General features: G+C 56.0%; 24 protein-coding genes. 7 read left to right on the top strand and 17 right to left on the bottom strand.

Translation table 11 applies throughout. The annotated features are described in order from the left end of the window. Positions 1–2: 2 nt before the first annotated feature. From BMZ91_RS11930 to BMZ91_RS11905, 6 genes are all read right to left on the bottom strand, one after another. Positions 3–2405 (bottom strand): copper-transporting P-type ATPase, encoded by a 2403-nt coding sequence (locus BMZ91_RS11930; RefSeq protein ID WP_281243362.1) that lies wholly within the window; start codon positions 2403–2405, stop codon positions 3–5. Then, a complete protein-coding gene (locus tag BMZ91_RS21115; protein ID WP_143076337.1) occupies positions 2405–3013 on the bottom strand; it encodes a hypothetical protein in 609 nt (202 codons plus the stop codon). Before BMZ91_RS21115 ends, BMZ91_RS11930 begins: the two co-directional genes overlap by 1 nt. Positions 3014–3047: 34 nt before the next feature. Next, positions 3048–4106 carry a YncE family protein gene (locus BMZ91_RS11920; protein WP_092838975.1) on the bottom strand — a complete coding sequence of 353 codons (1059 nt, stop codon included), beginning with the start codon at positions 4104–4106 and terminating at the stop codon, positions 3048–3050. Next, positions 4099–4251 (bottom strand): hypothetical protein, encoded by a 153-nt coding sequence (locus tag BMZ91_RS21465; RefSeq protein WP_177193857.1) that lies wholly within the window; start codon positions 4249–4251, stop codon positions 4099–4101. The genes BMZ91_RS11920 and BMZ91_RS21465 overlap by 8 nt, the downstream gene beginning before the upstream one ends. 326 nt (positions 4252–4577) lie before the next feature. Continuing rightward, on the bottom strand, positions 4578–4886 hold the full coding sequence (locus BMZ91_RS11910) for a hypothetical protein (protein WP_143076336.1): 309 nt from the start codon (positions 4884–4886) through the stop codon (positions 4578–4580). A 184-nt stretch (positions 4887–5070) separates the two neighbouring features. Further along, a complete protein-coding gene (locus BMZ91_RS11905; RefSeq protein ID WP_092838967.1) occupies positions 5071–5682 on the bottom strand; it encodes an RNA polymerase sigma factor in 612 nt (203 codons plus the stop codon). An 856-nt stretch (positions 5683–6538) separates the two neighbouring features. Here BMZ91_RS11905 and BMZ91_RS11900 point away from each other — a divergent pair. The 4 genes from BMZ91_RS11900 (at position 6539) to BMZ91_RS11890 (ending at position 8941) form a co-directional block, all read left to right on the top strand. Then, positions 6539–6844, top strand: a complete 306-nt coding sequence (locus BMZ91_RS11900; RefSeq protein WP_143076335.1) for an EF-hand domain-containing protein — start codon at positions 6539–6541, stop codon at positions 6842–6844. Positions 6845–7223: 379 nt separating this feature from the next. Then, entirely contained in the window at positions 7224–7892 is a 669-nt protein-coding gene (locus tag BMZ91_RS11895; protein ID WP_092838961.1) for a methyltransferase family protein, read from the top strand. A 110-nt stretch (positions 7893–8002) separates the two neighbouring features. Beyond that, entirely contained in the window at positions 8003–8194 is a 192-nt protein-coding gene (locus BMZ91_RS21110) for an IS110 family transposase (protein ID WP_143076334.1), read from the top strand. Positions 8195–8626: 432 nt separating this feature from the next. Continuing rightward, on the top strand, positions 8627–8941 hold the full coding sequence (locus tag BMZ91_RS11890; protein WP_092838958.1) for a hypothetical protein: 315 nt from the start codon (positions 8627–8629) through the stop codon (positions 8939–8941). 62 nt (positions 8942–9003) lie between these two features. Here BMZ91_RS11890 and BMZ91_RS11885 read toward each other — a convergent pair whose 3' ends face one another. Further along, positions 9004–9669: a L,D-transpeptidase gene (locus BMZ91_RS11885; protein WP_092839078.1), complete on the bottom strand. Its 666-nt coding sequence runs from the start codon at positions 9667–9669 to the stop codon at positions 9004–9006. A gap of 364 nt (positions 9670–10033) precedes the next feature. Between BMZ91_RS11885 and BMZ91_RS11880 the strand changes: the two genes are divergently transcribed. Next, positions 10034–10558 carry a potassium channel family protein gene (locus BMZ91_RS11880; protein ID WP_245736340.1) on the top strand — a complete coding sequence of 175 codons (525 nt, stop codon included), beginning with the start codon at positions 10034–10036 and terminating at the stop codon, positions 10556–10558. On the opposite strand, the gene BMZ91_RS11875 is transcribed toward BMZ91_RS11880, so the two are convergent. Continuing rightward, the gene (locus BMZ91_RS11875; protein WP_177193856.1) at positions 10493–11446 is read right to left on the bottom strand and encodes a Na+/H+ antiporter NhaA; all 954 of its coding nucleotides are present in this window, start codon (positions 11444–11446) and stop codon (positions 10493–10495) included. The two genes, BMZ91_RS11880 and BMZ91_RS11875, sit on opposite strands and share 66 nt — an antisense overlap. A gap of 100 nt (positions 11447–11546) precedes the next feature. Continuing rightward, positions 11547–12898, bottom strand: a protein-coding gene (locus BMZ91_RS11870) for an IS3 family transposase (protein ID WP_425441567.1) whose coding sequence is annotated in 2 segments (ribosomal slippage) — positions 11547–12560 and positions 12563–12898 — 1350 coding nt in all. Because the reading frame shifts where the segments join, the coding sequence is not laid out codon by codon here. Positions 12899–12989: 91 nt separating this feature from the next. On the opposite strand from BMZ91_RS11870, the gene BMZ91_RS11865 reads away from it, so the two are divergent. Further along, positions 12990–14423, top strand: a complete 1434-nt coding sequence (locus BMZ91_RS11865) for an ISKra4 family transposase (protein WP_092838952.1) — start codon at positions 12990–12992, stop codon at positions 14421–14423. Positions 14424–14443: 20 nt separating this feature from the next. On the opposite strand, the gene BMZ91_RS11860 is transcribed toward BMZ91_RS11865, so the two are convergent. From BMZ91_RS11860 to BMZ91_RS11845, 4 genes are all read right to left on the bottom strand, one after another. Next, positions 14444–15406, bottom strand: coding sequence for a cation diffusion facilitator family transporter (locus BMZ91_RS11860; protein ID WP_092838949.1), 963 nt, complete (start codon positions 15404–15406; stop codon positions 14444–14446). Continuing rightward, positions 15396–16166 carry a transglutaminase-like domain-containing protein gene (locus BMZ91_RS11855; protein ID WP_092838946.1) on the bottom strand — a complete coding sequence of 257 codons (771 nt, stop codon included), beginning with the start codon at positions 16164–16166 and terminating at the stop codon, positions 15396–15398. The genes BMZ91_RS11860 and BMZ91_RS11855 overlap by 11 nt, the downstream gene beginning before the upstream one ends. Positions 16167–16235: 69 nt before the next feature. Next, positions 16236–16856: a cation efflux transmembrane domain-containing protein gene (locus BMZ91_RS11850; protein ID WP_092838943.1), complete on the bottom strand. Its 621-nt coding sequence runs from the start codon at positions 16854–16856 to the stop codon at positions 16236–16238. Positions 16857–16939: 83 nt separating this feature from the next. Then, entirely contained in the window at positions 16940–17368 is a 429-nt protein-coding gene (locus tag BMZ91_RS11845) for a MerR family transcriptional regulator (RefSeq protein WP_009820106.1), read from the bottom strand. Positions 17369–17934: 566 nt separating this feature from the next. Here BMZ91_RS11845 and BMZ91_RS11840 point away from each other — a divergent pair. Then, a complete protein-coding gene (locus BMZ91_RS11840) occupies positions 17935–20028 on the top strand; it encodes a protein-disulfide reductase DsbD family protein (protein ID WP_092838940.1) in 2094 nt (697 codons plus the stop codon). Positions 20029–20127: 99 nt separating this feature from the next. On the opposite strand, the gene ccmI is transcribed toward BMZ91_RS11840, so the two are convergent. Genes ccmI through BMZ91_RS11820 form a run of 4 tightly spaced genes read right to left on the bottom strand, consistent with a single transcriptional unit; the run spans position 20128 to position 24311 of the window. Then, the gene (gene ccmI / locus BMZ91_RS11835; RefSeq protein WP_092838937.1) at positions 20128–21279 is read right to left on the bottom strand and encodes a c-type cytochrome biogenesis protein CcmI; all 1152 of its coding nucleotides are present in this window, start codon (positions 21277–21279) and stop codon (positions 20128–20130) included. Then, entirely contained in the window at positions 21276–21767 is a 492-nt protein-coding gene (locus tag BMZ91_RS11830; protein WP_092838934.1) for a cytochrome c-type biogenesis protein, read from the bottom strand. Before BMZ91_RS11830 ends, ccmI begins: the two co-directional genes overlap by 4 nt. Next, on the bottom strand, positions 21764–22318 hold the full coding sequence (locus BMZ91_RS11825) for a DsbE family thiol:disulfide interchange protein (RefSeq protein WP_425441566.1): 555 nt from the start codon (positions 22316–22318) through the stop codon (positions 21764–21766). Before BMZ91_RS11825 ends, BMZ91_RS11830 begins: the two co-directional genes overlap by 4 nt. 1 nt (position 22319) lies before the next feature. After that, a complete protein-coding gene (locus BMZ91_RS11820; RefSeq protein WP_092838931.1) occupies positions 22320–24311 on the bottom strand; it encodes a heme lyase CcmF/NrfE family subunit in 1992 nt (663 codons plus the stop codon). Positions 24312–24468 lie beyond the last annotated feature (157 nt).

The raw sequence follows: 24468 nt of genomic DNA, 5'->3' as shown, positions 1-24468 counted from the left end.
TTTCAGAACTTCAACCGGCGTAATCGCAGCGCGTTCACGACAACCGAGATCGACGATGCGCTCATGGCGAAGGCTGCAAACATCGGGCTGATCAGGATGCCCAGAAACGGGAACAAAACTCCCGCGGCCACCGGCACTCCAGCCGCGTTATAAATCAGTGCAAAGAACAGGTTCTGGCGAATGTTGCGCATTGTCGCGTGCGACAATCGACGCGCGCGAACAATACCGTCAAGATTGCCTTTAACCAGAGTGAAACCCGCACTTTCGATGGCGACATCGGCACCTGTACCCATGGCAATACCGACATCAGCCTGCGCCAGCGCAGGTGCATCGTTTACGCCGTCGCCGGCCATGGCGACCTTACGGCCCTCGGCCTGCAACTCTTTGATGATGCGTGCCTTGTCCTCGGGCAAAACGTCGGCGCGGATTTCATCAATCCCCAAACGGCCAGCCACGGCTTTGGCGGTGCGCTCATTGTCGCCAGTCGCCATTATGATCCGGAAGCCAAGGTCGTGCAGCGCTTTCAGGGCGGCAGGTGTTGTTTCCTTGATGGGATCCGCAACGCTGACCAGACCGGCAATCGCATCATCCAAAACCACAAACATCACGGTTTCGCCCTCGTCGCGGCGGGCATTGGCCTTTTCGATCAAATCATCCGCCTTGAGCCCCATGTCAGTGATCAATTTGAGATTGCCAAGTGCCACCGCCTTGCCATCGACGACGCCCTTGACGCCCTTGCCGGTGACCGCTTCGAAATCCTCGGCCTTGGCTATCTCGACGCCGCGTTCTTCGGCACCACGCACGATCGCCTCGGCCAGAGGGTGCTCGGAGCCACGTTCCAGCGAGGCCGCAAGCCGGAGCACTTCGGCCTCGTCATGACCGGGTTCAGGTAGCACAGCGACAAGGCGCGGCTTGCCCTCGGTCAAGGTACCGGTTTTGTCCACCATCAGTGTGTCGATTTTCTCGAAGCGCTCCAGCGCCTCGGCATTTTTGATCAATACACCCGCCTGCGCGCCACGACCGGTGGCCGTCATGATAGACATTGGCGTCGCAAGGCCAAGGGCGCAGGGACAGGCGATGATCAGCACGGCAACCGCCGAGATCAGCCCATAGGACAAGGCGGGTTCCGGCCCCCAAAGGGCCCAGCCGATAAAGGACAATACCGCGATCAGGATCACAACCGGCACGAAATAGCCCGCAACCATATCCGCATATTTCTGGATCGGCGCCCGCGACCTTTGCGCATTGGCGACCATTTCGACGATCTGGCTGAGCATGGTATCCGCACCAACCCGCGTCGCAGCGATCACGAGTGATCCGGTGCCGTTGATCGTGGCTCCGGTGACCGGGTCGCCTGCCACTTTCTCAACAGGGACCGGCTCACCGGAAATCATGCTTTCGTCGATCGAAGACCGCCCCTCGATGACGGTGCCATCGACGGGCACCTTATCGCCGGGACGCACGCGCAGATGATCGCCAACAAGCACGTCATCCAACTGCACCTCTTGTTCGGTGCCATCGGAACGAATGACACGGGCCGTCTTGGCCGCCATGTCCAGAAGGGCCCGGATTGCCTTGCCAGTGCCTTCGCGGGCGCGCAGTTCCATGACCTGACCCAGCAGGACGAGCGTGACAATCACCGCCGCTGCCTCGAAGTAGACCCCGACGTGACCGTCAGCATCGCGAAACCCGTCCGGAAAGATTCCGGGTGCGAGGATGGCCACGACACTAAAGCCGTAGGCCGCCGAAATACCCATCGCAATCAGGCTGAACATGTTGAGTTTCATCGTGCGGAATGATGTCCAGCCGCGTGTGAAGAAGGGCCAGCCCGACCACAGGATGACCGGTGTGCCCAGGACAAATTCGATCCAGAGGGTGGTGCGTTCCCCAAAAATCTCACGGATCCAGCCAGCCCCGACATAGGGCGCCATGGTGAGGATCAACAGAGGTATCGTCAGGACGGCCCCGACCCAGAAGCGGCGTGTGAAATCGATCAGTTCCGGATTGGGGCCTTCTTCGGCCATTGCAGCCGATTCAAGCTCCAGGCCCATTCCGCAAATGGGGCACGATCCCGGTTTGGTCTGGCGCACCTCGGCATGCATCGGACAGGTATAGACGGCGCCGACGTAGTTTGCCGGTACGGTATCATATTTTCCGCCTTTCACCGGTGCTGGCGTCGAGCTGTGATCGTGAGAATGGGCGTCGTGCCCATGTCCATGGGCATGTTCCCCTGCGCTGCCCTCGGGTACCAGATGCATATTGCATTTGGGGCAATCGCCCGGCTCGGTTCGCCTAATTTCCGGGTGCATCGGGCATGTATAGACAGTGCCGTCGTGTTCGTCGAGAACGGTGTCGGTCGCTTCGTGTCCAGTTTTCTGCGGATTTTGCGCGTGTTTATGTTTCATCATCTGATGCGTCCTTGCTCAGTGGTTTGTTGTGTTCGCGGCAACTTGTTCGGGCGCCAAAAAAACTGACCATATCTTGTTGCTTCGCCTGCTCTTTCCACATCCACTGCCAGAACCGGCGTTACCGAAATCCCGTCGCTTTCATGCGTTATCGTGGTGGTCGTGATGCCACTCGGCGTTATCGTGATGTGCCCGTCGGTCGGCTCAATCTGGATGCGGATATGCGGAGCAAACCCTTCGGAGCAACCGATTTGGCAAACTTCGTGCATGTAGACGACCGGTTGCCGGAAGGTGTCGATGTTGGCATGCGCCACAGCCACGATATCGGGGCGGGCCGTCATATTGGACGATTCAGCGCTGTCTCTGCGTCCCTCAGCGTATAGAGGAGCGTCCAAGCCTTGTGTTTTGAACGGTCCTTGTGCGGGGCATAGCGTGCGTCTTCTTGCTGAGTATGCCCGCTGTCCGGCGGGATAAGATCGCAAAACTTCACGCTTGCCTCGGTGTAAATGACGTTCCCGCAAGATCTGGCCGCAACCAGATATCGCGATCCGGTCACGGTCCCCCGCTGCACCAAGAAATCTCAAGGAAGGCATGCTGAAATGGGTCATCAGATTTGTTTCTTTGCCGTATCCGGAAAACGCGTCAGGGCAGCGCCACCATTTGGTGCCCTTCACCGTCGATTTTGAATTCTCCCTTTGCGGTCATTGTCACCTCATCAATGATCCAGATTTTTGGCTCTGCACGAGACGAAACAAAGAGCGTGCCGGTGCCGGGTATGTTCGTCAGATGGTAGGGTTCCGGTGAGAGATCTGCATGTTGAACGTCACCATCGGCCAGCGTGATTGTTGCAATTTTGTCTTTACCACGACTCGCAACAAAGAGCGTTTCGCGATCATCCGACAGGTCTATCCCGTGAAGTTCGCCACCGATGGCAAAGCTGCGCAAGATCGTGCCATCGGTAAGCGACAGTTCAATCACGTCGCCAGCATCCGCGTCTGCCGCATAGAGAACCGCCTTGATCGGGTCGATGACGATGTGTTCGGGACCCACGCCAGCCACCATATTGCGTCTTACAATTCCTCGTTCAAGGTCGACCTCGCTTATCGTTCCATTGCCGGTGTTCGACACATAGACAACGCTAGGGTCTGAGCCGAAAGCCGCATAATTTGGCATACTGCCGGTCGGAACGTATGCCACCAACTTGAAGGTCGTCAGATCAATCACTGATATCCCGTCGCCCGAGGGATGGGTCGCCACGGCGAAACGACCATCAGGCGACACAGCGGTGTGATGCACCGCGCCGGGCACCTCGATCTGCCGGATTATCTCGCCAGAGGTCGCGTCCAGAACGCTGAGAATGCTGATTCCGGAATCTGAGGGTCCGATTGGTTCATCTTTTGCCGCTGAATGATGCGCCGCATGTTCGTCTTCGGAAACACCTTCGGGTTGGGTCAATTCGGCAATTTCTGCCCGGTCGGTCTCGGAATAGCTGCCCGCGATCAGGTATGGCACGCCGGGCGCACCCGAAAGTCCGTGCACCGCCTCAAGTCCGGTGATCTGCTTTACCGTTTCTCCGGTTTCCGCATTGACCATGCGCACGGTATTGGCGCTGCCTTGGGGCACAAAAACGATAGGTTGTGCGTACGCAATTACGGTAGACAGCATCAATGCAGCCGCTCCGGCGATATTTAATCTAAGCATATCGTTTTCCCTCATATGTGTTTGATAAGTTGCGGGCAGCGCAGTTGGCAGCGGCCAATGCGATGATTTCGGCGCGACGCCAATGCACAAGGGCCGCGGAATAGAGCACGAGGCCGTATGCCAAAACGAGCAGAATGGGTGCCATGTTTATTCTCCTTTTGATCCGAAGCCCGGCGACAAACGCCGGGCTTCGATTGGTCAGTGCGCGCAGCAGCATCCGCCGGGTTGGCCGACATTGGTTTTTTCACGATCGACATTCACCTCGAGGGGCGGATCTTCGGGGGATGATTTCGCGGCAATGGCCCCTTGGCCTTGCGATGACGAGACACAACAACAGTCTTTTTGCGCATGCTCAGGGGCGGCGGCGGGTACATTTGTCTTTGGTGCCATTTTCGTATTCTCCAACTGAAATTGGTTTCTGTAAGGTGTAGACGCGCGAACCGTGCCGTCATTACATGGGCAAAGTGGCTCTTAGGTTTTTTCCCTGTTCACCTGATTGCAATCGCACGCTGCCAGCCCATGCTTTGGGCAAACCAAGTACATCGCCGCAAACCGTTCTTTTAAGGTCTGGCGTCCGCACATAAGCTGACAGGTTACAGCGCTCAGACTCAGCTTGAGTGTGTGGGCAACGTCTTCGGGCATCTCGCCTTCGACATCGATGCGCTGAACAATGTTGGCCTGTTCAGGCGGAAGCGTGGTCAGAAGCAAGTCGAGACAGTCGCATATCAACTCGTCAAGCTCAGGATCGCGTGCCGATTCTGGATAAGCCAGGGGTTTCACGAACTCATTCCTTGGCCGTCGTTGCGTCATAGCGCTCAACGACGGCCCAAATCGAATTCGGCAGATTGTTCGGCTGCGTTTCCAGGAATCTGCGACTCGGACCCGTCATTGGCGCCTCCCACACTTCTAGTCTTCTTAATCTAAAGACGCGCCGCACAGCCGGTCATTACACCCTGGTTGCCCTTTAGCCCTGATGGGCTAGCGACAAAGGCTGCATCTCCCGGGAATGGTCACAGTCGCATTGCATAAAGCCACCTTCCCCGCAGACCGGGCAGATTTCCGCAATCATTGCCTTCAACGCGACTCTGGAGCGATGAATTCGAACACCCAAAGCGTTCAAGCTCAGCCCGAAGTCAGCAGCAACAGACTTGCGCGGCTCATCCTGCAAATCGACCCGTCTTAGCAATTCGGCCTGAGAGGGCTCTAGCTTGGTGATTGCCACCGCGATGCATTGGCAAGCGGACTCTTCCTTTTCTGTCACTTCTTGCAGCGTCACTTTTGCTTCAATTGCAAAAGCCTCCGCGCCACGGTTTTTCGTTGCTTTCCGGCGGTAGTGATCGGTCAAAGTGTGTCTCAGGGTAATGCCAAGCCAGGCATCCAGCCGTTCATCGTCCTTGAGTTGCGAATGGTGGCGCAGCACTTTGACGCAAAAGTCCTGAAAGACGTCCTCGGCGTCGTGCGGGCTGTTCAATCGTCGGCGGAGATAACCAAGGAACCGATTGCGGCATTCGATGAGTTTTGCCTCTGCATCATTGCGCGAGACATCTGTCACGTCGTGTTTTTGGTTTGCGAACATTTTTCGCTCCTTTCACATGGTTTTGTGCAGCATCGAACATCGATGCGGGCAGTCAGACCTGTGAAAGGGTGCGCGGAGGTTGGAGGAGCAGGTTTCCTGTCACCGACGGTTTGTAGTGTGGCTTGATGGGGCGTTCTGGGTTTTTGACCATGCCCACCAACGCCAAGTCGTCGCTTCGAACAATCGCAAGCAGACAGCTGTGCCCAATATGGCAACTCTTGTCTGACTGGGTATGTGCCGGAGCGTCGCCGCTGCCCCCTATGTCGGCAGCTAATTCAAGGGATTGATGCGAGGGCGGAACGTGATGATCGACTTCAGAAGGTATCATCAAAGCGGAAAAAAGAACTGCTACGATCACAGCGGTGATAGTCACCACGTGCAATCGAACAGTCCACTTCGCTCGCATTGATCTGAACATTCGTCCATTTCTCCCATCCATAATGTATTCAGACCTAGGCGCCTCTACAACAGTTCACTTTGACTTCAATCAATCTCCAAGATCCGGGTCAGCCACATATTGCCCAGTGGCATCGACTTTCCTTTCTTTTATTTGCACATTCGTGCGTTGGAGCTGGACCCTCAGGCCGACATTGGAAACTCAACCCCGAGAATTGGTGCAGGATTTTGTTTTTTATAAAAAATACACGTCACTTTATGCCGGAGATTGATCTCCTTGTGTTGTCGTTCCTTGGACATTTCGCATGAGAGATACTTCAGGTGAGTCCGATAGGACGCGCGTCCCGGCGTGGTCCCGAGGATGGCAGGGGCATCTGTCAGCTTGCCGAAGCTTCCGAGGTGAAAATGATCTGCCCAAACACACCGGCAAGTTGCGACTGCCTTTTGAAGGGCGCTGAAGGTGTTTGAGTTGGTCGCTGTCTGTAATGTCGGGCCACCCGGAGCGTCTAAACTCTACAGAAACCAAATCCTGATGGAGGCTATGAACATGTGCTCGAAGGCAAACGGCATGCTGTCGTTGGATGAGTTTGCCGTTCTGCAGGCGGCATTCATGCGGCCGATGACGGTTCGGGCGTTTCAGATGCACGATATCGATGGCGATTCACAGGTGATTGCGGCCGAAATGGCCGCCATGATGCAGAGCCAGATGGCTGGTCCGCTGCAAGAGATGCCGGGAACGGGGCAAGGCATGATGAGTGACAACTGACATCCGTTTTGCCCCTGCTGCATCTGCGGCGGGGGGAAGGCCACCACAAAACAGAAAGGTCTGAATCATGTATGGAATCGGTATGGGGTTTGGCGGCTTGGGGATGATTATCATTCTGGTTGTCGGTGGCTTAGCTATCGCAGCCTTGCTGAAATATTTGCGCAAATGACAATTGGCCCTGCAAACGTCTCTGCTTTGCGCAGCTTTAACATTGTCTGTGAGTTGCACAGGCTGGACCTGGCAGATGATCGCACGACCCTGCTTGCTGCCGTGCATCGTAAAAATCTATCGCGGCGGCCGCGCATTCACTCGGGGCCATCGCATTCTCGGCCCTGTTCCATGAACCCTATTATCTGACCAATATCCCAAGGATCCAACCATGAATGAACCGTTTAACCATGCCGGAGCCTGGGGCATCACATTGATCGTAATCGTGTTGGCGTCTTGGTTCTTCTATCGATATTTCGCGCCGAAAAACTGGCGGGAATGGGCCGGCGCCGGGGTGGTTCAGGCGTTTATCATCGCGCTCTATGCAGAAATGTACGGCTTTCCGCTCACCATCTATCTGTTGGTGCGTTTTTTCGGTTTGGACAGCGAATATGTCAGCGCCAGCCTATGGTCGACCCTGGTAGGGCTCGGCGAAACCGGCATGTTGATCTCAATGCTGCTAGGCTATGCGCTCGCCGTTATCGGGATAGGTCTCTTTATTCGGGGGTGGCACCAGGTCCACAAGGCACGAGATGAAAACCGTCTGGTGACAGACGGTTTGTATGCGTATGTGCGGCATCCGCAGTACACAGGGCTGTTTATTGCTCTGTTCGGAGAAGGCGTGGTTCATTGGCCAACGCTTTTCTCAGTCGGGCTTTTCCCAGTGATTGTGCTTGTCTACACATGGCTGGCTCGGCGTGAGGAACAGCAGGTACTCAAACAGTTTGGCGAGGAATATCGCGCCTATCAGCGGCGGGTGCCAATGTTTATCCCTCGTTGGGGACGTTGGCGTCAACTCGCCGCTGCTTCACGAGACAGAAGTGATGATGACGCAGCTTGAAGCATTGTCTATTGTCTTATGCAACACGCTCGCTGATCCAATGGGATGCACTGCCTCCCCACCAAACCGCTGCTATTGTTGCGGGCATAGGTCGAAGACAGAGCATTCAGATGGATATCGAAGTTTCGGGAATTGATCTGGGCAAGACGGTTTGCAGCCTTGCAGGTTTGGACGCAACTGGAGCAGTTATATATCGCAAGCGTTTTCAACGGCACCGACTGCTGGATTTTCTGGAAAGCTTGCGTCCCTGTGTTGTGGCTATGGAAGCCTGCGGTGGCGCGCATCACATCGGGCGGTTTTGACTTGAGCCCCGACTGATGTCGCTGCCGATTTGCCAAACTTCATCGAGAACGTCTACAACGCCACCAGCGCTGCATTCAGCGCTCGGCTATCTGAACCCCAACCAGTTCGAAGAAAGGAACGCCACGCACCGGTCAAAAAGAGCTGCCTGATTGGCCAAGCCCGAGGGGCGCACTCCAATAGGGGGCAACATTGGATGCCGACTGATATCCACAAATCCTACCGTATCCCAATTAGGGGTACAGTATGGTAATTAAAGGTACAATATGAAAAATATGGGTAGAAATCATCACTGAAAACACAGGAGAAATTTACGCCAGATCCTGATTAATTAGGACACAGTGACAACTGAATTCACGTCCACCCAGCCACTTGATGCTGTTGCAGCGCTTGCGTAACCATGCGAACTCTTTTTGGGAAGTGACCTACGATCAATGAAAAGGTGTTGGCCCGTGCTCATTAACAAAAGTCTCATGATACCGCTCTTGGCGCTGATCACATTGGGCGCGTGCAGCGTTCCGGAATTTTCCGATACCGGGAGCGAAGACCCCGGGTTCCTTACGGAATTGCCGGAAGGCGTGCTCGCGATCGTAGCCCCCTATCAGGATCTGCAGGCGGTCCGCATTTCACCGGAGGACGGATGTTACTGGTATCGTCACGTCGGGCCGGTCGAAACCACCATGCTGCCGCTTCGGACAGTCAACGGAAATCCTATTTGCACGCGGGACCAGACAGCCGTCACCGGTTGATCTGCCTCGCGGCTCAGGTGCACACCGAGTCCCGACCCGAGCAGCTGCGCGCGCCCGATCACTCAACTTCGCGCGCTGATAGCCTCCTCGGGGGGATAGAGAAATGCGGTCGATCCGATCGACACCTGATCATAGAGCCCGATGATGTGGGCCATCACCATGCGAACGCACCCAGAGCTCGCGCGCCCGCCGATCGATCTGGACTCAGGGCTGCCATGTATGCGCAAATACGTGTCGCGGTCGCCGACGAAGAGATAGAACGCGCGGGAGCCCAGCGGGTTCGTCGGGCCGCCCTCCACCCCGTCCGAGAACTGCTCGTATAGCTCGGGGTCACGGCGGATCATGCTCGGCGTCGGCGTCCATCTCGGCCATTTGGCCTTGCGCCTGATGGAATAAACACCCGGCTCGTACAGATTGCCTCTTGCAATGGCAACGCCATACCGCATTGCCGTGCCATCGTCCTGGATATGGTAGAGATACCGCGCCACGGCATCGACATGTATGTCGCCAGGAACCAGCCCGGCGTTCGCCTCGACCCGGACCGGCAAGAAGCGCGGCTGCAGGCCCCACGGGTTCGATGTCGCCGGATCGTAGTTCTCCGGTGTAACCTGCACATCCCATGCCGCCCACTGCGCTTGCTGAGCAGTTGGGTCCGCGAGCGCAACTCTCGATATTGGTGTCGAAAACAAGGCTGCTGACGTGGCAATGAAATGGCGTCTGGTAAACATGATAAAGATGTCCCTCGGGCGTCTTGCATAACGCAATGATGCGAGAGGCTTCCTCCCACTCTTGTTAATTTTGGCAGACATCCGTACCGAAGGTCCAGTCACAACTCCGAAAGGAGAGGACATTGATTGCGAGCCTGTGCCGGAAATGTCATCTTGCACTGCAGCGTCACAGCCATAAAACTCGTTGCTTCGCCGAGGCCTCGCACAGCTCGCTCCAACAATGCCGACAAGTCCAAGATCCGTCAGACGTTCAATCTCGCGTTGCTCACCTGATGTCAGCGTTAGGACGCCAGCAATGGCAGGGATGCATGAAATCGCGAATAGCGTCTAAAGTGGCCACAACTGAAACAGAAGGACAACACCCTTGCTTCTTTCTATTGCCCTATCCGTATCGTCATTTCTATTGACGGCCGTGATGCATCTTGCTGCTCTGAGGTGGTGCAGTGGCGGAATGGCCCGTATCCCGATGGGTCCCCCCACCCGCGTCCTCGTGGTTTTGATCCTTCTGTTCACTGTCCATATGTTGGAAATCGGAGTTTTCGCAATCGCCTATGCTTTGGCTGAACGCTGGTTGAACCTCGGCGCATTTGCGGGTGAACCCATTGAGACGTTGCTCGACTATTACTACTTTTCAGCAATAACCTATACCTCCCTCGGAATAGGCGATATCTTTCCAACCGAGCACTTGCGGTTTCTGACGGGCGTTGAGGCACTCATCGGTCTACTCCTGATCGCATGGTCCGCATCCTTCCTTTACGCGATGATGAACCGCCTGTGGGTTTGGCAGCCTTGCGCAAGGCCGGACGGGCCACCGCAAGACATGTCAGGACAACCGCCTGCGGCGCAACGTCAGCAGGGCGACACTGGCGAAAATGGCGGAAAGACTTGAGCCGAGAATTACCGCGACCTTCGCAGGATCCGCTCGCGTGGGATCATCGAGCGCGGCGGTGACGATAAACAGGCTCATCGTGAATCCGATGCCCGCGAAAAGCGCCGCACGCAACGTATCCTGCAACGATGTCCCGGAAGGCAAGCTGCCCAGTCCGGCCCACAAGGCAAGACCTGTTCCCACTGCGACACCCAACGGTTTCCCGACGACCAGGCCCAGAACAATTCCAACTACGACCGTATCAGTCACCCAACTGGTGGGTGCAAAGGTCAGGGGCACCCCGGCATTGAAGAACGCAAAGACCGGAACGACGATGAACAGTGCAAGAGGTGCGATGCGATTCTCTACCTGTTCGACGGCACTCCGCTTGAAGGCCGAAAGTGGCAGCGCCAGCCCTGTAACAGCTCCAGCGACCGCCCCTTCGAGGCCGGATCCGACAAGGCCGATCCAAAGCAGCGTGCCCAAGAGCAGATAAAGGGCGGTGGTTTCGCTCGCATGCCGGTTCAGAAAGCCAAGCCCAGCGAGCCCGGCGGCAATGGCGGCGAGCGACCAGCCGAACTCTGCCTCACCGTAAAACAAGGCGATCACCAGAACAGCGCCCAAATCGTCAAAGATTGCTACCGCTGTGACGAAGGCCAGAAGGCCCGGCGATACCACCGAGCCAAGAAACGACATCAGGCCCAGCACAAGCACGACATCTGTTGCGATCGGAATCGCCCAGCCACGCATCGCTTCGGGATCGCCGGCATTGAAGGTCAGATAGATTGCCGCCGGCACGATCATACCGCCGAACGCCGCGATCGCCGGCAGTATCGCCCGACCCGGCGCGGCCAGAACACCCGATGTCATCTCATGTTTGGTATGCAGGCCAATGTGAAAAAAGAACACGACCAGAAGGCCTTGATTGATCCAGTCTGTCCGTCGTCATATAAAATGGAACATCCTAGCGGCTTGAGCTTTGGAGGCTCTGGTTCGTTAGCGTGATTGATTATGCCGCCTGTTTTTGATGTTGCAAGCGGCGGCTTTGGATTGTCAGTTTCTTGATCTTCTCCCTTTCCCTGATGATGGCTTTGTCGCGCCCGAAGTAGACGTCAGCTGGTGTGACGTTGTTCAGGCTCTCGTGGTATCGCTCGTTGTTGTAATACTCGACGAAGGCCCCGATCTGGCGTTCGAGGTCGCCGGGCAGATAGTAGTTTTCCAGCAGAACCCGGTTCTTCATCGTCTGATGCCAGCGCTCGATCTTGCCCTGGGTCTGCGGATGGAACGGAGCGCCACGAACATGGTCCATCTTGTGATCTTCCAACCATTCGGCCAGATCGCCCGAGATGTAACAGGATCCGTTGTCACTGAGCAGACGTGGCATGTGGCGAACGACGGCATGGTCGCATCCTGACGCCGCCAGAGCCCGTTCGATTGTGTCAGTTACGTCCTCGGCCCGCATATTGGTGCAGAGCTTCCAGCCAATGATGTAGCGGCTGTAATCATCCAGGATCGTGCTGAGATAAAACCAGCCCCAACCAATGATCTTGAAGTAGGTGAAGTCGGTCTGCCACATCTCGTTGATCGCCGTGGTTCTGTCGGTGAACTCATCAGCTGCTTTGATCACGACATAGTCCGGAGCGGTGATCAAGTCAGCTTCCTTCAAGAACCGGTAAGCCGATGATTCAGAGATAAAATACCTCTTCTCATCAGTATATTTCACCGCCAGTTCCCGCGTTGTCAGCGCTTCATGTTCCAGCGCGAACTCGATCAGATCATCCCGCCTCGCTTGCGGAATGCGGTTCCAGACAGACTTTGGCCGGGGTAAGCGATCTGCCAGGGCGTCAAAGCCGCCTTCAACATAGCGATCATACCAGCGGTAGAATGTGGTGCGCGGGATACCCAGCATATCGAGGGTCTGCTTTACAGGCAGATGGGACCCCTCAACGGTGCGGATGATCTCCAGTTTCTCAGATGCGGGATACCTCATTCCTCGAACTCCCCAGCCCCTGTCATGCTTTTTTTGAGCAGACGGTTTTCAAGTGTCAGATCGGCGACGCATTCCTTCAGTGTCGTCGCCTCGGATCGCAGCTCCTTCACCTCAGGCGACGTCGCTTGCCGGGCCGTATCGCCAGACAGACGGCGTTTCCCGGCTTCGAGGAATTCCTTTGACCAGCTGTAATACAGGCTTTCGGAGATACCCTCCCGGCGGCATAGTACCGAAATAGTTTCCTCGCCGCGAAGACCCGCCAGAACAATGCGGATCTTCTCTTCAGACGAATAGGTTTGCCGCGTTTTGCGGCGGATGGTTTTGACCAGCTTGTCAGCCGCAGCTTTACTGGTTCCGGATTTCTTGTTCATCTTCATTCCTTGACGGTGACGATGAACCAGAAATCCTCCGTTAGCTAAACCTCAAATCTGTTCCACGAGTGCTGACGTCAGACAGGCAAACATGCATTGGCGCATCACGGTAGAAGCGGTTGATCCGACCGGTGAGGAGTATCGGCAGGAGTTCCTGTTTGAGAAGGATCTCGATGGCCTGACCGACGGTCGCATCGGCTGTTCGATTGAGGGCGGCAAAGAGATCATGCATGAAATCCAGAAGGCTGTCGTGCAGCGCGAGCTTGATCTCTGGGTACGCTACCGGCGCGTCTGTCAGTGTTGTGAGGGTCAGCTGCCGATCAAGGACTACCGGACACGGAAGATACTGACGGTTTTTGGCGCGGTTCCGGCAACCTATCCTCGCCTGATGATCTGCCAAAGATGTACGCCATGGGCCTGTTTCACGTTCTCTCCAGCAGCGGATATCTGTCCTGATCGCGCCACGCCCGAACTGATGGAGCTGTCGGCGAGGCTCGGTGCCAAGCTGCCCTACCGCGAGGCATCGGACATACTGTCAACATTCCTGCCCGATCAAATGTCGCGCAAGTTTACCACCCTTCGCCATCGCGCGCTTTCGGTTGGAAAGCGTATCGAAGACGCTGAACGCAGTCGGCGCTGGCACGAATTCTTGGCTAAAGAAGACCGCACCCAGCTGGAGTTGCAGATGGAGGGCGATCCCGCGCGCGAATTCGTCTTCACCGTCGACACCGCGCATATTCCTTTGGTCAAGCGTTGGGGCGGGCGCACATTTGAGGCGGTTGTAGGTCATTGCGGACGTGGCGGGCGAGGCGACAGCCCCGGACCGCTCTTTGCGTTCGAGGGGACACGGTTGGCTGAGTTGGATGCGACCGCCTCACTGGCTTTGAAAGACCAGGGATATATTGGTCGAGGGGAGATCACAGTGATATCGGACGGCGAAGACTGCCTCAAGCGCCTGACCGGCATGTTGCCGCAACCGGCCACTCACATTTTCGACTGGTTTCATATTTCAATGAAACTTCGGCCGCTTGCCCAAATGGCACTGACTGCGCCCGAGGGCTATGGTCTGTTCGAGCAAGACATCGACCGTATCAAGTGGAGACTTTGGAACGGCCAACCGAAGCGTGCTCTGGATTTGATAGCTATCGTCAGAAAGGCGCTCTCCTCAGAGACAGGTCACTGTTTCTGGGATCAACGCGCAGACAAGCTCCTGGAGAAACTCAACACCTATATTAGCCGAAACAGTCGATCGGTCATCAACTACGCTGAACGCCATCGCGCAGAACGACGCATCGCAACATCACCGGCAGAAGCAAGCGTGAACGCGCTCGTCGCCAAGCGGTTCGTCAAGAAACAACAGATGCGATGGTCACGAACTGGTGCGCATTATCTGCTGAAAGTGCGCGCTGAAATGCTGAACGGCGATCTCCCGGATCGAACCCGATACGTCCCGCCTGAAACCGACGGATCGCCCTATGTGGCGAGCCTGCTGAACCCAACACCGCCGCTCCTCAAAGCGGCATGACCCCAACGTTTTGAACGGTTTCATCTGTCAGTGTCTCGGTGAACATGGTTTTCTTCCTCTTCTTCGGGCTTGCCTTGACCGTAGAGGTCGGCATTTTCATGCGCGCGGTCTTCGTGTTCGAATTCCAGACTCGAATGGCCGATGCCGAAATCGTCCTTCAGCTGGTCCTTGATCGCGGCCTTGATCTTTTCGATTTGACCCCAGCCGTCAGCTGTCAGCACAACGTGGCAGTCCAGCGCCGCCTCTTGCTCCTGCATCTGCCACAGATGCACGTGATGAACGTCCGCAACACCATCGACGCCCCGCATCGTCTCAACGACGGCTTCATTGGCGATGTCGGGTGGGCTGCCGAGCATCAACGTCCGGATCGGACCACCGATCTCGGTGAAAGCCAGATAGAGAATGTAAAGGGCGATGCCGATGGTGATTGCTGGGTCGACCCAACGCATGTCGTAGAGGAGGATAAGCGATCCGCCAATGATGACTGCCACGGAGGCCAAAGCATCCGATAGGTTGTGTAGGAAGAGCGCGCGGATGTTCACGCTGCCCTTCTGCATCGAATAGGTGAGCATCGCCGTCAGTGTGTCGATGAAAAGCGCGATGCCGCCTAGGATCACGACGGTCCATCCCGCCACTGCGGGCGGGTCGATCATGCGCATGCCACCCTCATAGATCAAGTAAAAGCCGATCAGGATCAGGGTCGTGTAGTTGATGAGGGCTGCAACGATTTCGACTCGCCCATAGCCGAAGGTCATCTGCTCGTCTGCGGGCCGTCGCGAGATTTTCCGGGCGGCAAAGGCGATCACCAATGACGCCATGTCCGAGAAATTGTGCAGCGCATCCGCGATCAGCGCCAAGCTCCCTGACAGAATGCCGCCGACGATCTGCGCCACTGTCAGAAGGCCGTTGGCCCAGATGGCGATGGCGACCCGTTGATCACCAGATTCAGGATCGATGTGGGCGTGGCCGTGATCATGCGGCACGATTTTTCTCCTCGTGGCTATGATTGGGCCGACTGAGACCCGGAACCCGTGGCAAAACTCCCCGGCGAATCGCACGCACCCGTGCATTCATCCAGTGCCGAACGACATGGCGATAGAGCAGGTCACGTGCGAATCCGAAGCTCTGGCGATATTTCACATAAAAGTCGTCGGGTGCATCGAAGGTTCCGAAATCATTAATGATACCTGTTTTCTGAATGTAAGTGCTGCCGCCGCTCCAACTGACTGGTGGCGCGCTCAGGCAATCCGTTCCGGCCCCGTAGCCGCAAAGGCTTTCTGTGTCGCTGAACTCCTTCTGAAGCGTCTGCAAGAAGCGCGCGTCCAGAATGAAGCCTTCCAGATTGATCCATCCCTCATCGGTTTCGACTTCGACCCATGAATGAAGGATTTCGGACGGTGCGAGGGGGTAGACCAATTCGGGCACCACGCCGCGCTGAAGCGCCTTGTGGATGGTGAAACCGTGCAGTCGGCAGGGAATGCCCAAGCTGCGCAACAGTGCCATGAGAAGCGTACCTTTCGTGTTGCACTGCCCGTAACCATCCGCCAGTACCGCAGAGGCAGGAATGTCGTCGGCGCGGTTGTAGCCGAAGGCAATCTCGTTTCGGACGAAATCGTAGATGGCCTCAATTCGGTTGTAACGGTGAAGTTCTGCCCAGCCGCGCTCTTCGATCAGTTTTGCTATTGAAGGCGCGTCAAAATCCAGCAGCCGGGTTTTGGCCAAATGAGGGTCGGCGGGGTTCACGGAATATCTCCTCGAATCGTTCACAAGACAATGTAGTTGCTACAGTCACTGTAGCTTCAAGCCCCAATTTCAGGTCATGTCCTTGGTCACCTGGTCGTCATTGTGCTTTGCCTTGTGGTGTTCACCATGCGCGTCTTTCAGGATTCCGACGCCACCCCATGCCGCGATACCGGCGACAATCACGCCCACCACAAGGTCCGGCCAGTTCGTACCGAGCCAGGCCACGAGCCCTCCTGCGGCGACGATTCCGAGATTGGCCGCAAAGTCGTTCCAGCTGAATGTATTCGCCGCTCGGATGTTCACGTCTGGATCGCGAAGCCGCGCCAACAACCAGACGCAAAGTGCGTTGATCGCCGCCGCTACCAGCGCCATGATGATCATGATAGTGCCAATAGGATCCGATCCGCCAACGTAGCGGCGCCAGGCGTCATAAAGGATGCCAAGGGCGAAGAGGATCAGCAGGCCGCCCGAAACATTAGCCGCTCCGCGCTTCCATGTGGCGGAACGAGACAGTGCAAAGAGGCTGATTGCATAGACAAAACTATCCGACAGATTGTCGAGCCCATTGGCGATAAGCGCGCTTGAATCGCCGAATGCGCCCGAGGCGAAGAAAGCGATTGCCAGCCCGATGTTGAGACCCAGCACGATCCAGAGTGTGCGTCTTTCCGATGCGTTCTTCTGCTCCGCCATGCCGGGTGTCCCATTTCAGTGAATTGCCAATGAGTAACTAACACCGGGCTTTTTGTGTTCCGATCAAAGGTGGTCAAAATAGCTCAGGCGCCAATGTCCTCATGCTCTGTCAGGCATTCGGAATGGTCGCGCAGCACCTCGAGCACACGGCAATCAGAAGTCTGTCCGCCGCTGCACTCATGCACCATCCGCTTCAATTCCGTGCGCAGCGCCTCTAGCCGAGCCAGTCGTTGCTCCACTTGCTTAAGCTGTCGACGGGCAATTGCATCCGCCTCTGCGCAGGACTTTCCTGGATGATCGCTGAGATCAAGCAGTTCGCGGATCGCATCCAGCGAGAACCCCAGTTGCCGTGCGTGCCGCACGAACGAAAGACGGTCGAGTTCGGCATTGCCATAGCGGCGTTGGCCCCCCTCGGTCCTGCCGGGCTCAGGCATGAGCCCGATCTGCTCGTAATATCGGATGGTCTGCACTTTCGTTCCGGTCTTCTTCGCAAGCGTCCCAATCGTCAACATTTCAGGCTCTCCACATTACCTACAGTGGGTGTAGCTTTATGCAGTGCGCATCACAAGCTTCACCTGAGTTTCACAGATCGGTGATTGTTGGCCGATCGATGACAATCGCGCTTGAACCTACAGTAGCTAGAGGATGTAGACTCACAGAAACATAGAATCAATTTGGGGCGGAGCGGTGTGAGGCTTTCAGGTCTTCAAAATATATTGTGGGTGCTTGCGGGCGTGGCCGCGTTCGTTTCTATCTGGCTGTTCCTGTGGGCTGACTATTTTATCGCCCAGCTTCGACTCTCGACAGGGTCCCTATCGGAAGTACCGCGAACAGCTGGCTGATGACTGAACTTTAAGGGACCCTAGCCTACAAATGCGACCACATGGAGAGCGGATCAAATTTGTTCTCAAAAGAACGGCTGTTGTACAGGAGGTTCAAACGAACAGCGCTGTTGCCCAGTTACTCGGACTCTTGGATGGGCTCACCGCATAAGGGGTTGACGGCGTCAAAAGGCCTTAGGAAATAGCACGTTACAGGAACTTCCCGAGACCGAGCGCGAAGAAAAAGAGGTCAGAATATGCGTATAGCCTTGGCAGGATTGCTTGTCAGTCTCGCACTCTTTGTTGTTTTAGTGGCAAGCCCTGTTCGCGCCTTGGAATCCAATGCATATCGTTCCGAAGCACTGACTGCGCGCTTGATTGTCGCGGAAGCGGGAATCGCCCCAGGGTCGCGGTTCCTTTCGGCGGGTTTGAAGATTGAACTGGAGGAAGGATGGAAAGCGTACTGGCGGTCGCCGGGCGAGGTTGGCCTGCCGCCGGAGATCGATTGGGAGGAGTCCACAAACCTCGAAGACGTCGAAATCCTTTGGCCTGCACCCACGCGGTTCCGAGCCTTCGGAATTGAAAACTTCGGCTACGCCAAGCAAGTGACATTTCCGTTACAATTGCAGCTTGTGAACTCTGATAGGTCAGCCGAGCTGAAGGCAATCGTCAATCTGCTGATCTGCTCCAATGTGTGCGTTCCGGAAAGGTTTGAACTGACTCTCCCTGTTCCATTGGGATCCGGCGTCGACGCTAAAGCCGCGACCGAAATCGCGACATGGGCCGCTCGCGTACCTGTCGCAGGAACAGAAAGTGCAATAGCGATCTCGGGCGCAGCGCTGAAGCAGGGTCAAGTTTTTGTTATTCAGATGACGCGGCCTTCTGGCTGGAACAATCCCGATGTTTTTCCAGAATTTGGTGCAGGCACTGTATTCGGCGCGCCCGATATCCGACTCACAGATGATCGAACAGGTCTCTGGGCAAGCTTCCCAATTCTTGCGTTGAGCGAGGAACAATCCTCCCTTCGAATTACCGTCGTAGACGAGGACGTCGCGGTGACATTCGATGATGTGAACACCACCGACTTGGCGCCTTCTCCACCCTACGTATCCGAAACCAGTCAAGATAACGTTAAGTTCTTCCTTATTATACTGCTGTCTTTCCTGGGAGGTTTGATCCTGAACATAATGCCGTGCGTCTTGCCGGTTCTATCGATTAAATTCGGATCGGCGCTCCGAAATGAGGATCGCTCCGTCTCACAATTGCGCGCCGGATTTCTCGCCACGGCTGGCGGAACTGTTGCTTTCATGTGGGTGCTGGCCTTGGCGATCATAACGCTTCAGACGCTCGGATATGCCGTTGGATGGGGTATGCAATTTCAGAATGCATATTTTCTGATCGCACTCATCCTCGTTGTCGGACTCTTCTCAGCAAACTTGTTCGGAATTTTTGAAGTGTCCTTGCCAAGTAGCTGGATGGCTAGGCTATCTGGCCGCTTTGGGCGGGGGTATGTCGAAGACTTCTCCACCGGCGCACTGACTGCGGTACTTGCAACGCCTTGTTCCGCCCCTTTGCTGGGAACAGCCATTGCCTTCGCCCTTTCCGGCACGGCAGGAGATATACTTGCGGTTTTTACGGCGATGGGGATTGGGCTTGCACTGCCATATATTCTGACTGCCGTTTGGCCTGGTTTCCTCTCCCGGCTGCCCAAACCGGGACCCTGGATGATGAGCTTAAAGATTGTTCTCGGATTGTTGCTTGCCGGAACCGTTGTATGGCTATGCTGGGTCTTGATTGGTGTAACGTCGCCAACCCTCACAGGCTTGGTGCTGTTGGGCCTTGGGCTTATCGTACCGACTGCAAGAGCCTATCAGGTCCAGCCCCGTAGAGGTTTGCTGTGGGGGATGACTGCAGTTTTGGGCATGACATTGGCGGCCCCTGCACTGCTGCCGAATAGGCCCGCTGACGCAACAAACTCAAGTGCTTCTTACTGGGTCGAGTTCGATCGGTCCCGGATCGCGCGTGAAGTGTCGCAGGGCAAAACTGTATTCGTGGACGTTACTGCGGATTGGTGCATTACTTGCAAAGCAAACAAGACGCTGGTCCTGGATCGTGAACCAGTTTTTGGAGCACTTGGCGGGGAAGGCGTGATTGCGATGCGCGCGGATTGGACGCGACCGGACGCGACAGTCCAATCCTATCTCGAGGCGCACGGCAGATACGCAATTCCGTTCAACATAGTTTACGGTCCAGATGCGCCTGAAGGTATCATTTTATCCGAATTGCTATCCGTGGATGCCGTTCTCGAAGCGCTGTCGACTGCCAATCTCAGCGCTGTCCGAAAACGATGAAACAGCGCCGTTGCATTGCTCAAGAGAGGCAGAAATTGCAAAGGTTTGGTTTTAGGAGAGGAGAAAGTTCTCTTGTATCGGTGACCTCGTGGCCCAAATCTATTTTTTGATCCGATCCAATCGGGCCGTGGTGGCGGCACGCGTAGGGTCGGTTTCCGGAAGGCTTTCTGCCAAGTTGCGCGCTTTGGTAGCCGCGTCCTGAGCAGCATCAACGTCGCCCAATGCACTGTACGCCTCCGCTAGCCGTAGCCATCCTTCAAGATCGTCTGGGTCGTCCACCATTCGCGTTGCCAAGCGGTCAACCATGGAGCGGACAAAAGCCCTGCGCTCCTCGACTGACATATCCTGGGCGGCCTCGATGTCGGCCGCACTGGGACCACGCACATCCTGCGGTTTTGGCAGAAAGTCAGCGAGATTTACAGGATATTTCCCGACCTGTTCTCCCAACCGGTTGGCGAAAGAGACGAAAACCTCCATCCACGGATAGGCGCGATCCGCCCTCTTGAGACGGTCGATCAATAGCGCTCGCGCTTCGCCTGGAACTCCATCCTGTTCAAGGGCTTGGGCCCTGTAGAAAATTGCCCCCGGATCATTTGAGTCCATCTCAAAAGCCTGTTCGATCACTCGCTCCGCGTGCGGCGTCACGACCCCATTCTCGGCTGCGATCAAGGCCTCGGCAAATTGTAATAGAGTAGCGATACCTGCATCATCGCGAACAGCGACGTGTTCGAATGCATCGACAGCAGCGTCGTAGCGACCCATGCGCATGTAAGTCCGACCGAGCAGACGCCAACCTTCGCTTGGACCACCCGACTCGTCTGCTTCAAGACGGGCTTTTAATTTCTGGGTCAGCTCCGCGAGGTTTGCGGCTTCCTGGGTTTCCGCTCCGCGAGACGCCAGAGGCTGGCTTTTTATTTCCGGTGAACCGATTTGAGAATACAGAACGAAGGTCACCAAAGGCACGGCAATGGCCGATGCGAGGATGGCGCTTCGCCCGCTTGCGCCCGACGACCTGCGTGCCTCAAGCCGACCGGCGGTCAGTATGCGCCGTTTGATTTCTACCTTGGCCGCGGCGGCCTCGGTACCGGATATCAGATTCCGCTCTTGATCAGCATCAATTTCGGAAAGCTGATCCTTGAGGATGGCCAACGCCCCATCCTTTCTGTTCAGGACTTCACCTTTTCGATAAAGACCGGACAAGAACAGGAGCGCAGTAATCGATGCCATCGCGCCAAACACGAACCAAATCATGGATTTCTCTGTCCTTTGTCTTCACGCAAAATGGCCTCGAACTCACGTTCTTCATCAGCGCTCAGGGGATCAGCTGTGCCATCAAGAACCGCGATGCTTCCACGCCGGATTGTGAGTAGAACAACCCCAATCCCAACGGCAAAAAGAACAGCAGGTCCGAACCACAACAGATACGTAGCGGGTTTGAGCCTTGGTCGGAACAGGACGAAATCACCATAGCGACCAACGAAAAATGCGATGATCTCGCCATCGGTATCACCTGCAATCAGGCGTTCGCGCAGCAAGGTCCGCATCGTTCTGGCAACACCTGCATTCGAGCTGTCGATATCCTGATTTTGGCAGACAACGCAACGCAGCTGCTTTGAAAGCTCCCGGGCGCGCATCTCCAGCACCGGATCATCTAACAGCTCATCGGGTTCAACCGCCCACACAGATGATGTCGCGGAAAGCGCTAGCACCAGCACCAGTGAACCGAGCCAACCTTTCATGATTGACCACCTGCTGCGGCCAACGCCGCGCGAATTTCAGCCTGTGCCTCTGGCGTCACGATGGGACCAACATAGCGATAGACAACGATCCCCATTCCATCGATCACAAAAGTCTCCGGCACGCCGGAGATACCCCACTCAATCCCGACGCGGCCTTCGCTGTCTGATCCGATCCTTTCATAGGGGTTGCCAAGCTCATCCAGCCAATTGGCTGCATCTGCTGGTTTGTCCATGTAGTTGATCCCCATCAGCCGGATACCGTCCTGTTCGACAAATCGGGTGAGCACCGCATGCTCAGCACGGCATGGCACGCACCATGAAGCGAATACATTGACCAAAAACGGCTCGCCAATGCTGCGAAGGGCTGCGGCTGACAGGCCGGGTGTCTTCGTGCCATCTACTGGTGGCAGTTCAAAATTCGGTACTGGATCGGAGATTAAAGCAGAAGGAATTGCATTAGGATCTCGGTCAGGGTTGAGTCCCCAGAACAAAAAACCACCCAAGACTACTGCGACCAGCGCAGGGATCGCGAGAAGGATTTTCTTCATCATATCATTCCGCCGGCTGAAGCGCAGACGACTGGCTCTTTGGCGACGGCGCTCCCACCCGCAACCTGCGATCCGATAGCGAAAGGGACCCGCCAAGCACCAGCATCGTGGCTCCGATCCATATCCAGTTAACCAGTGGCTCGTAGAGAATGCGCAAATTCCATTCGCCCGACGCCGTATCGGCCGCGGGCTCACTGATGGTGACGTAGAGATCTCCGACGAGGGTTGATCGGATTGCAGATTCGGTCGTGGAAGTGCCCGCGACCGGATAACTTCTGCGCTCCGGATGCAGCGTCGCAATCTCACTCCCATCTTTCAAGACGCGAAGCTGGCCTTGTTGTGCGATGTAGTTTGGACCACGCAACTGTTCGACGCCGTCGAATATCACCTCAAAACCGGCAATTTCCACGGTCGTCCCCGGTCTTGCGAATAGCACACGTTCTTCCTTCCAGGCAGTTGAACCTACGAACCCAAGCACAAGCATTGCAACGCCAAGATGCGCGAGGGTCATACCGTGCGCAGCGCGCGGCAGGTTGCGCGCGCGACGCAGAGACTGAGAAAGCGGTAGATCAAAGAGCTTGATGCGCATTGCCCATTCGCGCAACGTCGCAACAAAAACCCAGGCGGCAATCCCTATTGAGACCACAGCAAGCAGTGGCCCGTCTGTTTGAAAGTACCAAACGATCCCTGCAACACCAATCGCGACACCAAAAACCCAACGCAGCCGCTGCCAGATTCCGGGCAGATCAGCGCGTTTCCAGGAAAGGAACGGGCCAACTCCCATGATGATGACGAGGGGCAGCATGAAGGGAATAAACGTCGCGTTGAAATATGGTGGACCAACTGATATTTTTTCTTCAGTCACCGCTTCCACAAACAATGGATAGAGTGTTCCAAAAAGAACCGTCGCTGTTGCGGTCGCAAGCAGAAGGTTGTTGAGCAAAAGCCCAGCCTCGCGGCTGATTGGCCGAAAGACGCCACCCGATCCAAGCTGAGGCGCGCGCCATGCGTAGAGCGTCAGAGATCCCACAATTGTCACACCAAGAAGGCCGAGAATGTACACGCCGCGCGCAGGGTCAACCGCAAACGCGTGAACAGATGTCAAAATGCCAGACCGGACGATAAATGTCCCCAGAAGTGACAGTGAAAAGGTCAGGATCGCCAGAAGAATAGTCCAACTTTTGAACGTATCCCGCTTTTCCGTAACAATAGCCGAGTGCAGAAGTGCAGTGCCCAGAAGCCATGGCATGAAGGATGCGTTTTCAACTGGATCCCAAAACCACCAGCCGCCCCAGCCAAGTTCGTAATAAGCCCACCAAGAGCCGAGGGCGATCCCTGCAGTGAGGCTGATCCAGGCCGTCAATGTCCAGGGCCGCACCCAACGTGCCCACGCAGGATCCACTCGCCCCTCTATCAGAGCCGCGACTGCGAAGGAGAATACGATAGAGAAGCCGACGTACCCAAAATATAAGAGTGGGGGATGCATCGCCAACCCGATGTCCTGCAGAAGCGGGTTGAGATCCGTGCCATCTAGGGGCGGCGGGAAAACCCGATCGAACGGATTGGACGTGAAGAGCATGAAGCTCAGGAAGCCGACGCTGATCCAGGCTTGAACGGACAACGTTCGTGCCTTGAGACCCGCCGGAATGTTTCTGCCCAGCAGCGCGACCCCAGCCCCGAAAATAACGAGAATAAGGGTCCAGAGAAGTAGAGACCCTTCGTGGCTGCCCCAGGTGCCCGCAACCTTGAAGATCATCGGCTTCAGCGAGTGGGAATTCTCCACTACGTTGCGGATTGTGAAGTCACTGACAACAAAAGATCGCATGAGTGCGCCGAACGCTATGGCAACCAGCGTCACCTGAAGCGCGGCAGTCGTTTTGGCGCTTTCCATCCAAAGAACGCGCCCAGTGCTAGCCCCGGCAATCGGCAGGATGCTTTGGACCATCGCGACAGCAAGCGCCAAGATCAGTGCGAATTGTCCGATTTCAGGCGTCATTTTTCTATCTCCCTGAGTAGCGCTTCTGCATCCTAGCCGGACAAAGTTCCCGCATCGGCTGAATTCAGCATGATCTTCGAGTATCCCATTGCGCTTCGGTGGATTGCAAATGGGGTGAAAGCGGGCGGAAAACCAAGCGGGTTGAAGTATTTCGTGC

This window comes from Roseovarius lutimaris (assembly GCF_900115165.1).
GTDB lineage: Bacteria > Pseudomonadota > Alphaproteobacteria > Rhodobacterales > Rhodobacteraceae > Roseovarius > Roseovarius lutimaris.
The sequence above is the reverse complement of the archived record's forward strand: the minus strand, read 5'-3'. Positions and strand labels throughout refer to the sequence as shown.

Bases quoted from the DNA above. Each gene is read 5' to 3' on its own strand.
- BMZ91_RS11820 (WP_092838931.1), bottom strand. From the start codon at position 24,311: ATGACGCCTGAAATCGGACAATTCGCACTGATCTTGGCGCTTGCTGTC.
- BMZ91_RS11840 (WP_092838940.1), top strand. From the start codon at position 17,935: ATGCGTATAGCCTTGGCAGGATTGCTTGTCAGTCTCGCACTCTTTGTT.
- BMZ91_RS11885 (WP_092839078.1), bottom strand. From the start codon at position 9,669: ATGTTTACCAGACGCCATTTCATTGCCACGTCAGCAGCCTTGTTTTCG.
- BMZ91_RS11845 (WP_009820106.1), bottom strand. From the start codon at position 17,368: ATGTTGACGATTGGGACGCTTGCGAAGAAGACCGGAACGAAAGTGCAG.
- BMZ91_RS11920 (WP_092838975.1), bottom strand. From the start codon at position 4,106: ATGCTTAGATTAAATATCGCCGGAGCGGCTGCATTGATGCTGTCTACC.
- BMZ91_RS11865 (WP_092838952.1), top strand. From the start codon at position 12,990: ATGCATTGGCGCATCACGGTAGAAGCGGTTGATCCGACCGGTGAGGAG.
- BMZ91_RS11895 (WP_092838961.1), top strand. From the start codon at position 7,224: ATGAATGAACCGTTTAACCATGCCGGAGCCTGGGGCATCACATTGATC.
- BMZ91_RS21115 (WP_143076337.1), bottom strand. From the start codon at position 3,013: ATGACCCATTTCAGCATGCCTTCCTTGAGATTTCTTGGTGCAGCGGGG.
- BMZ91_RS11850 (WP_092838943.1), bottom strand. From the start codon at position 16,856: ATGGCGGAGCAGAAGAACGCATCGGAAAGACGCACACTCTGGATCGTG.
- BMZ91_RS11825 (WP_425441566.1), bottom strand. From the start codon at position 22,318: ATGATGAAGAAAATCCTTCTCGCGATCCCTGCGCTGGTCGCAGTAGTC.
- BMZ91_RS11905 (WP_092838967.1), bottom strand. From the start codon at position 5,682: ATGTTCGCAAACCAAAAACACGACGTGACAGATGTCTCGCGCAATGAT.
- BMZ91_RS11830 (WP_092838934.1), bottom strand. From the start codon at position 21,767: ATGAAAGGTTGGCTCGGTTCACTGGTGCTGGTGCTAGCGCTTTCCGCG.
- ccmI (WP_092838937.1), bottom strand. From the start codon at position 21,279: ATGATTTGGTTCGTGTTTGGCGCGATGGCATCGATTACTGCGCTCCTG.
- BMZ91_RS11890 (WP_092838958.1), top strand. From the start codon at position 8,627: ATGAAAAGGTGTTGGCCCGTGCTCATTAACAAAAGTCTCATGATACCG.
- BMZ91_RS21110 (WP_143076334.1), top strand. From the start codon at position 8,003: ATGGATATCGAAGTTTCGGGAATTGATCTGGGCAAGACGGTTTGCAGC.
- BMZ91_RS21465 (WP_177193857.1), bottom strand. From the start codon at position 4,251: ATGGCACCCATTCTGCTCGTTTTGGCATACGGCCTCGTGCTCTATTCC.
- BMZ91_RS11930 (WP_281243362.1), bottom strand. From the start codon at position 2,405: ATGAAACATAAACACGCGCAAAATCCGCAGAAAACTGGACACGAAGCG.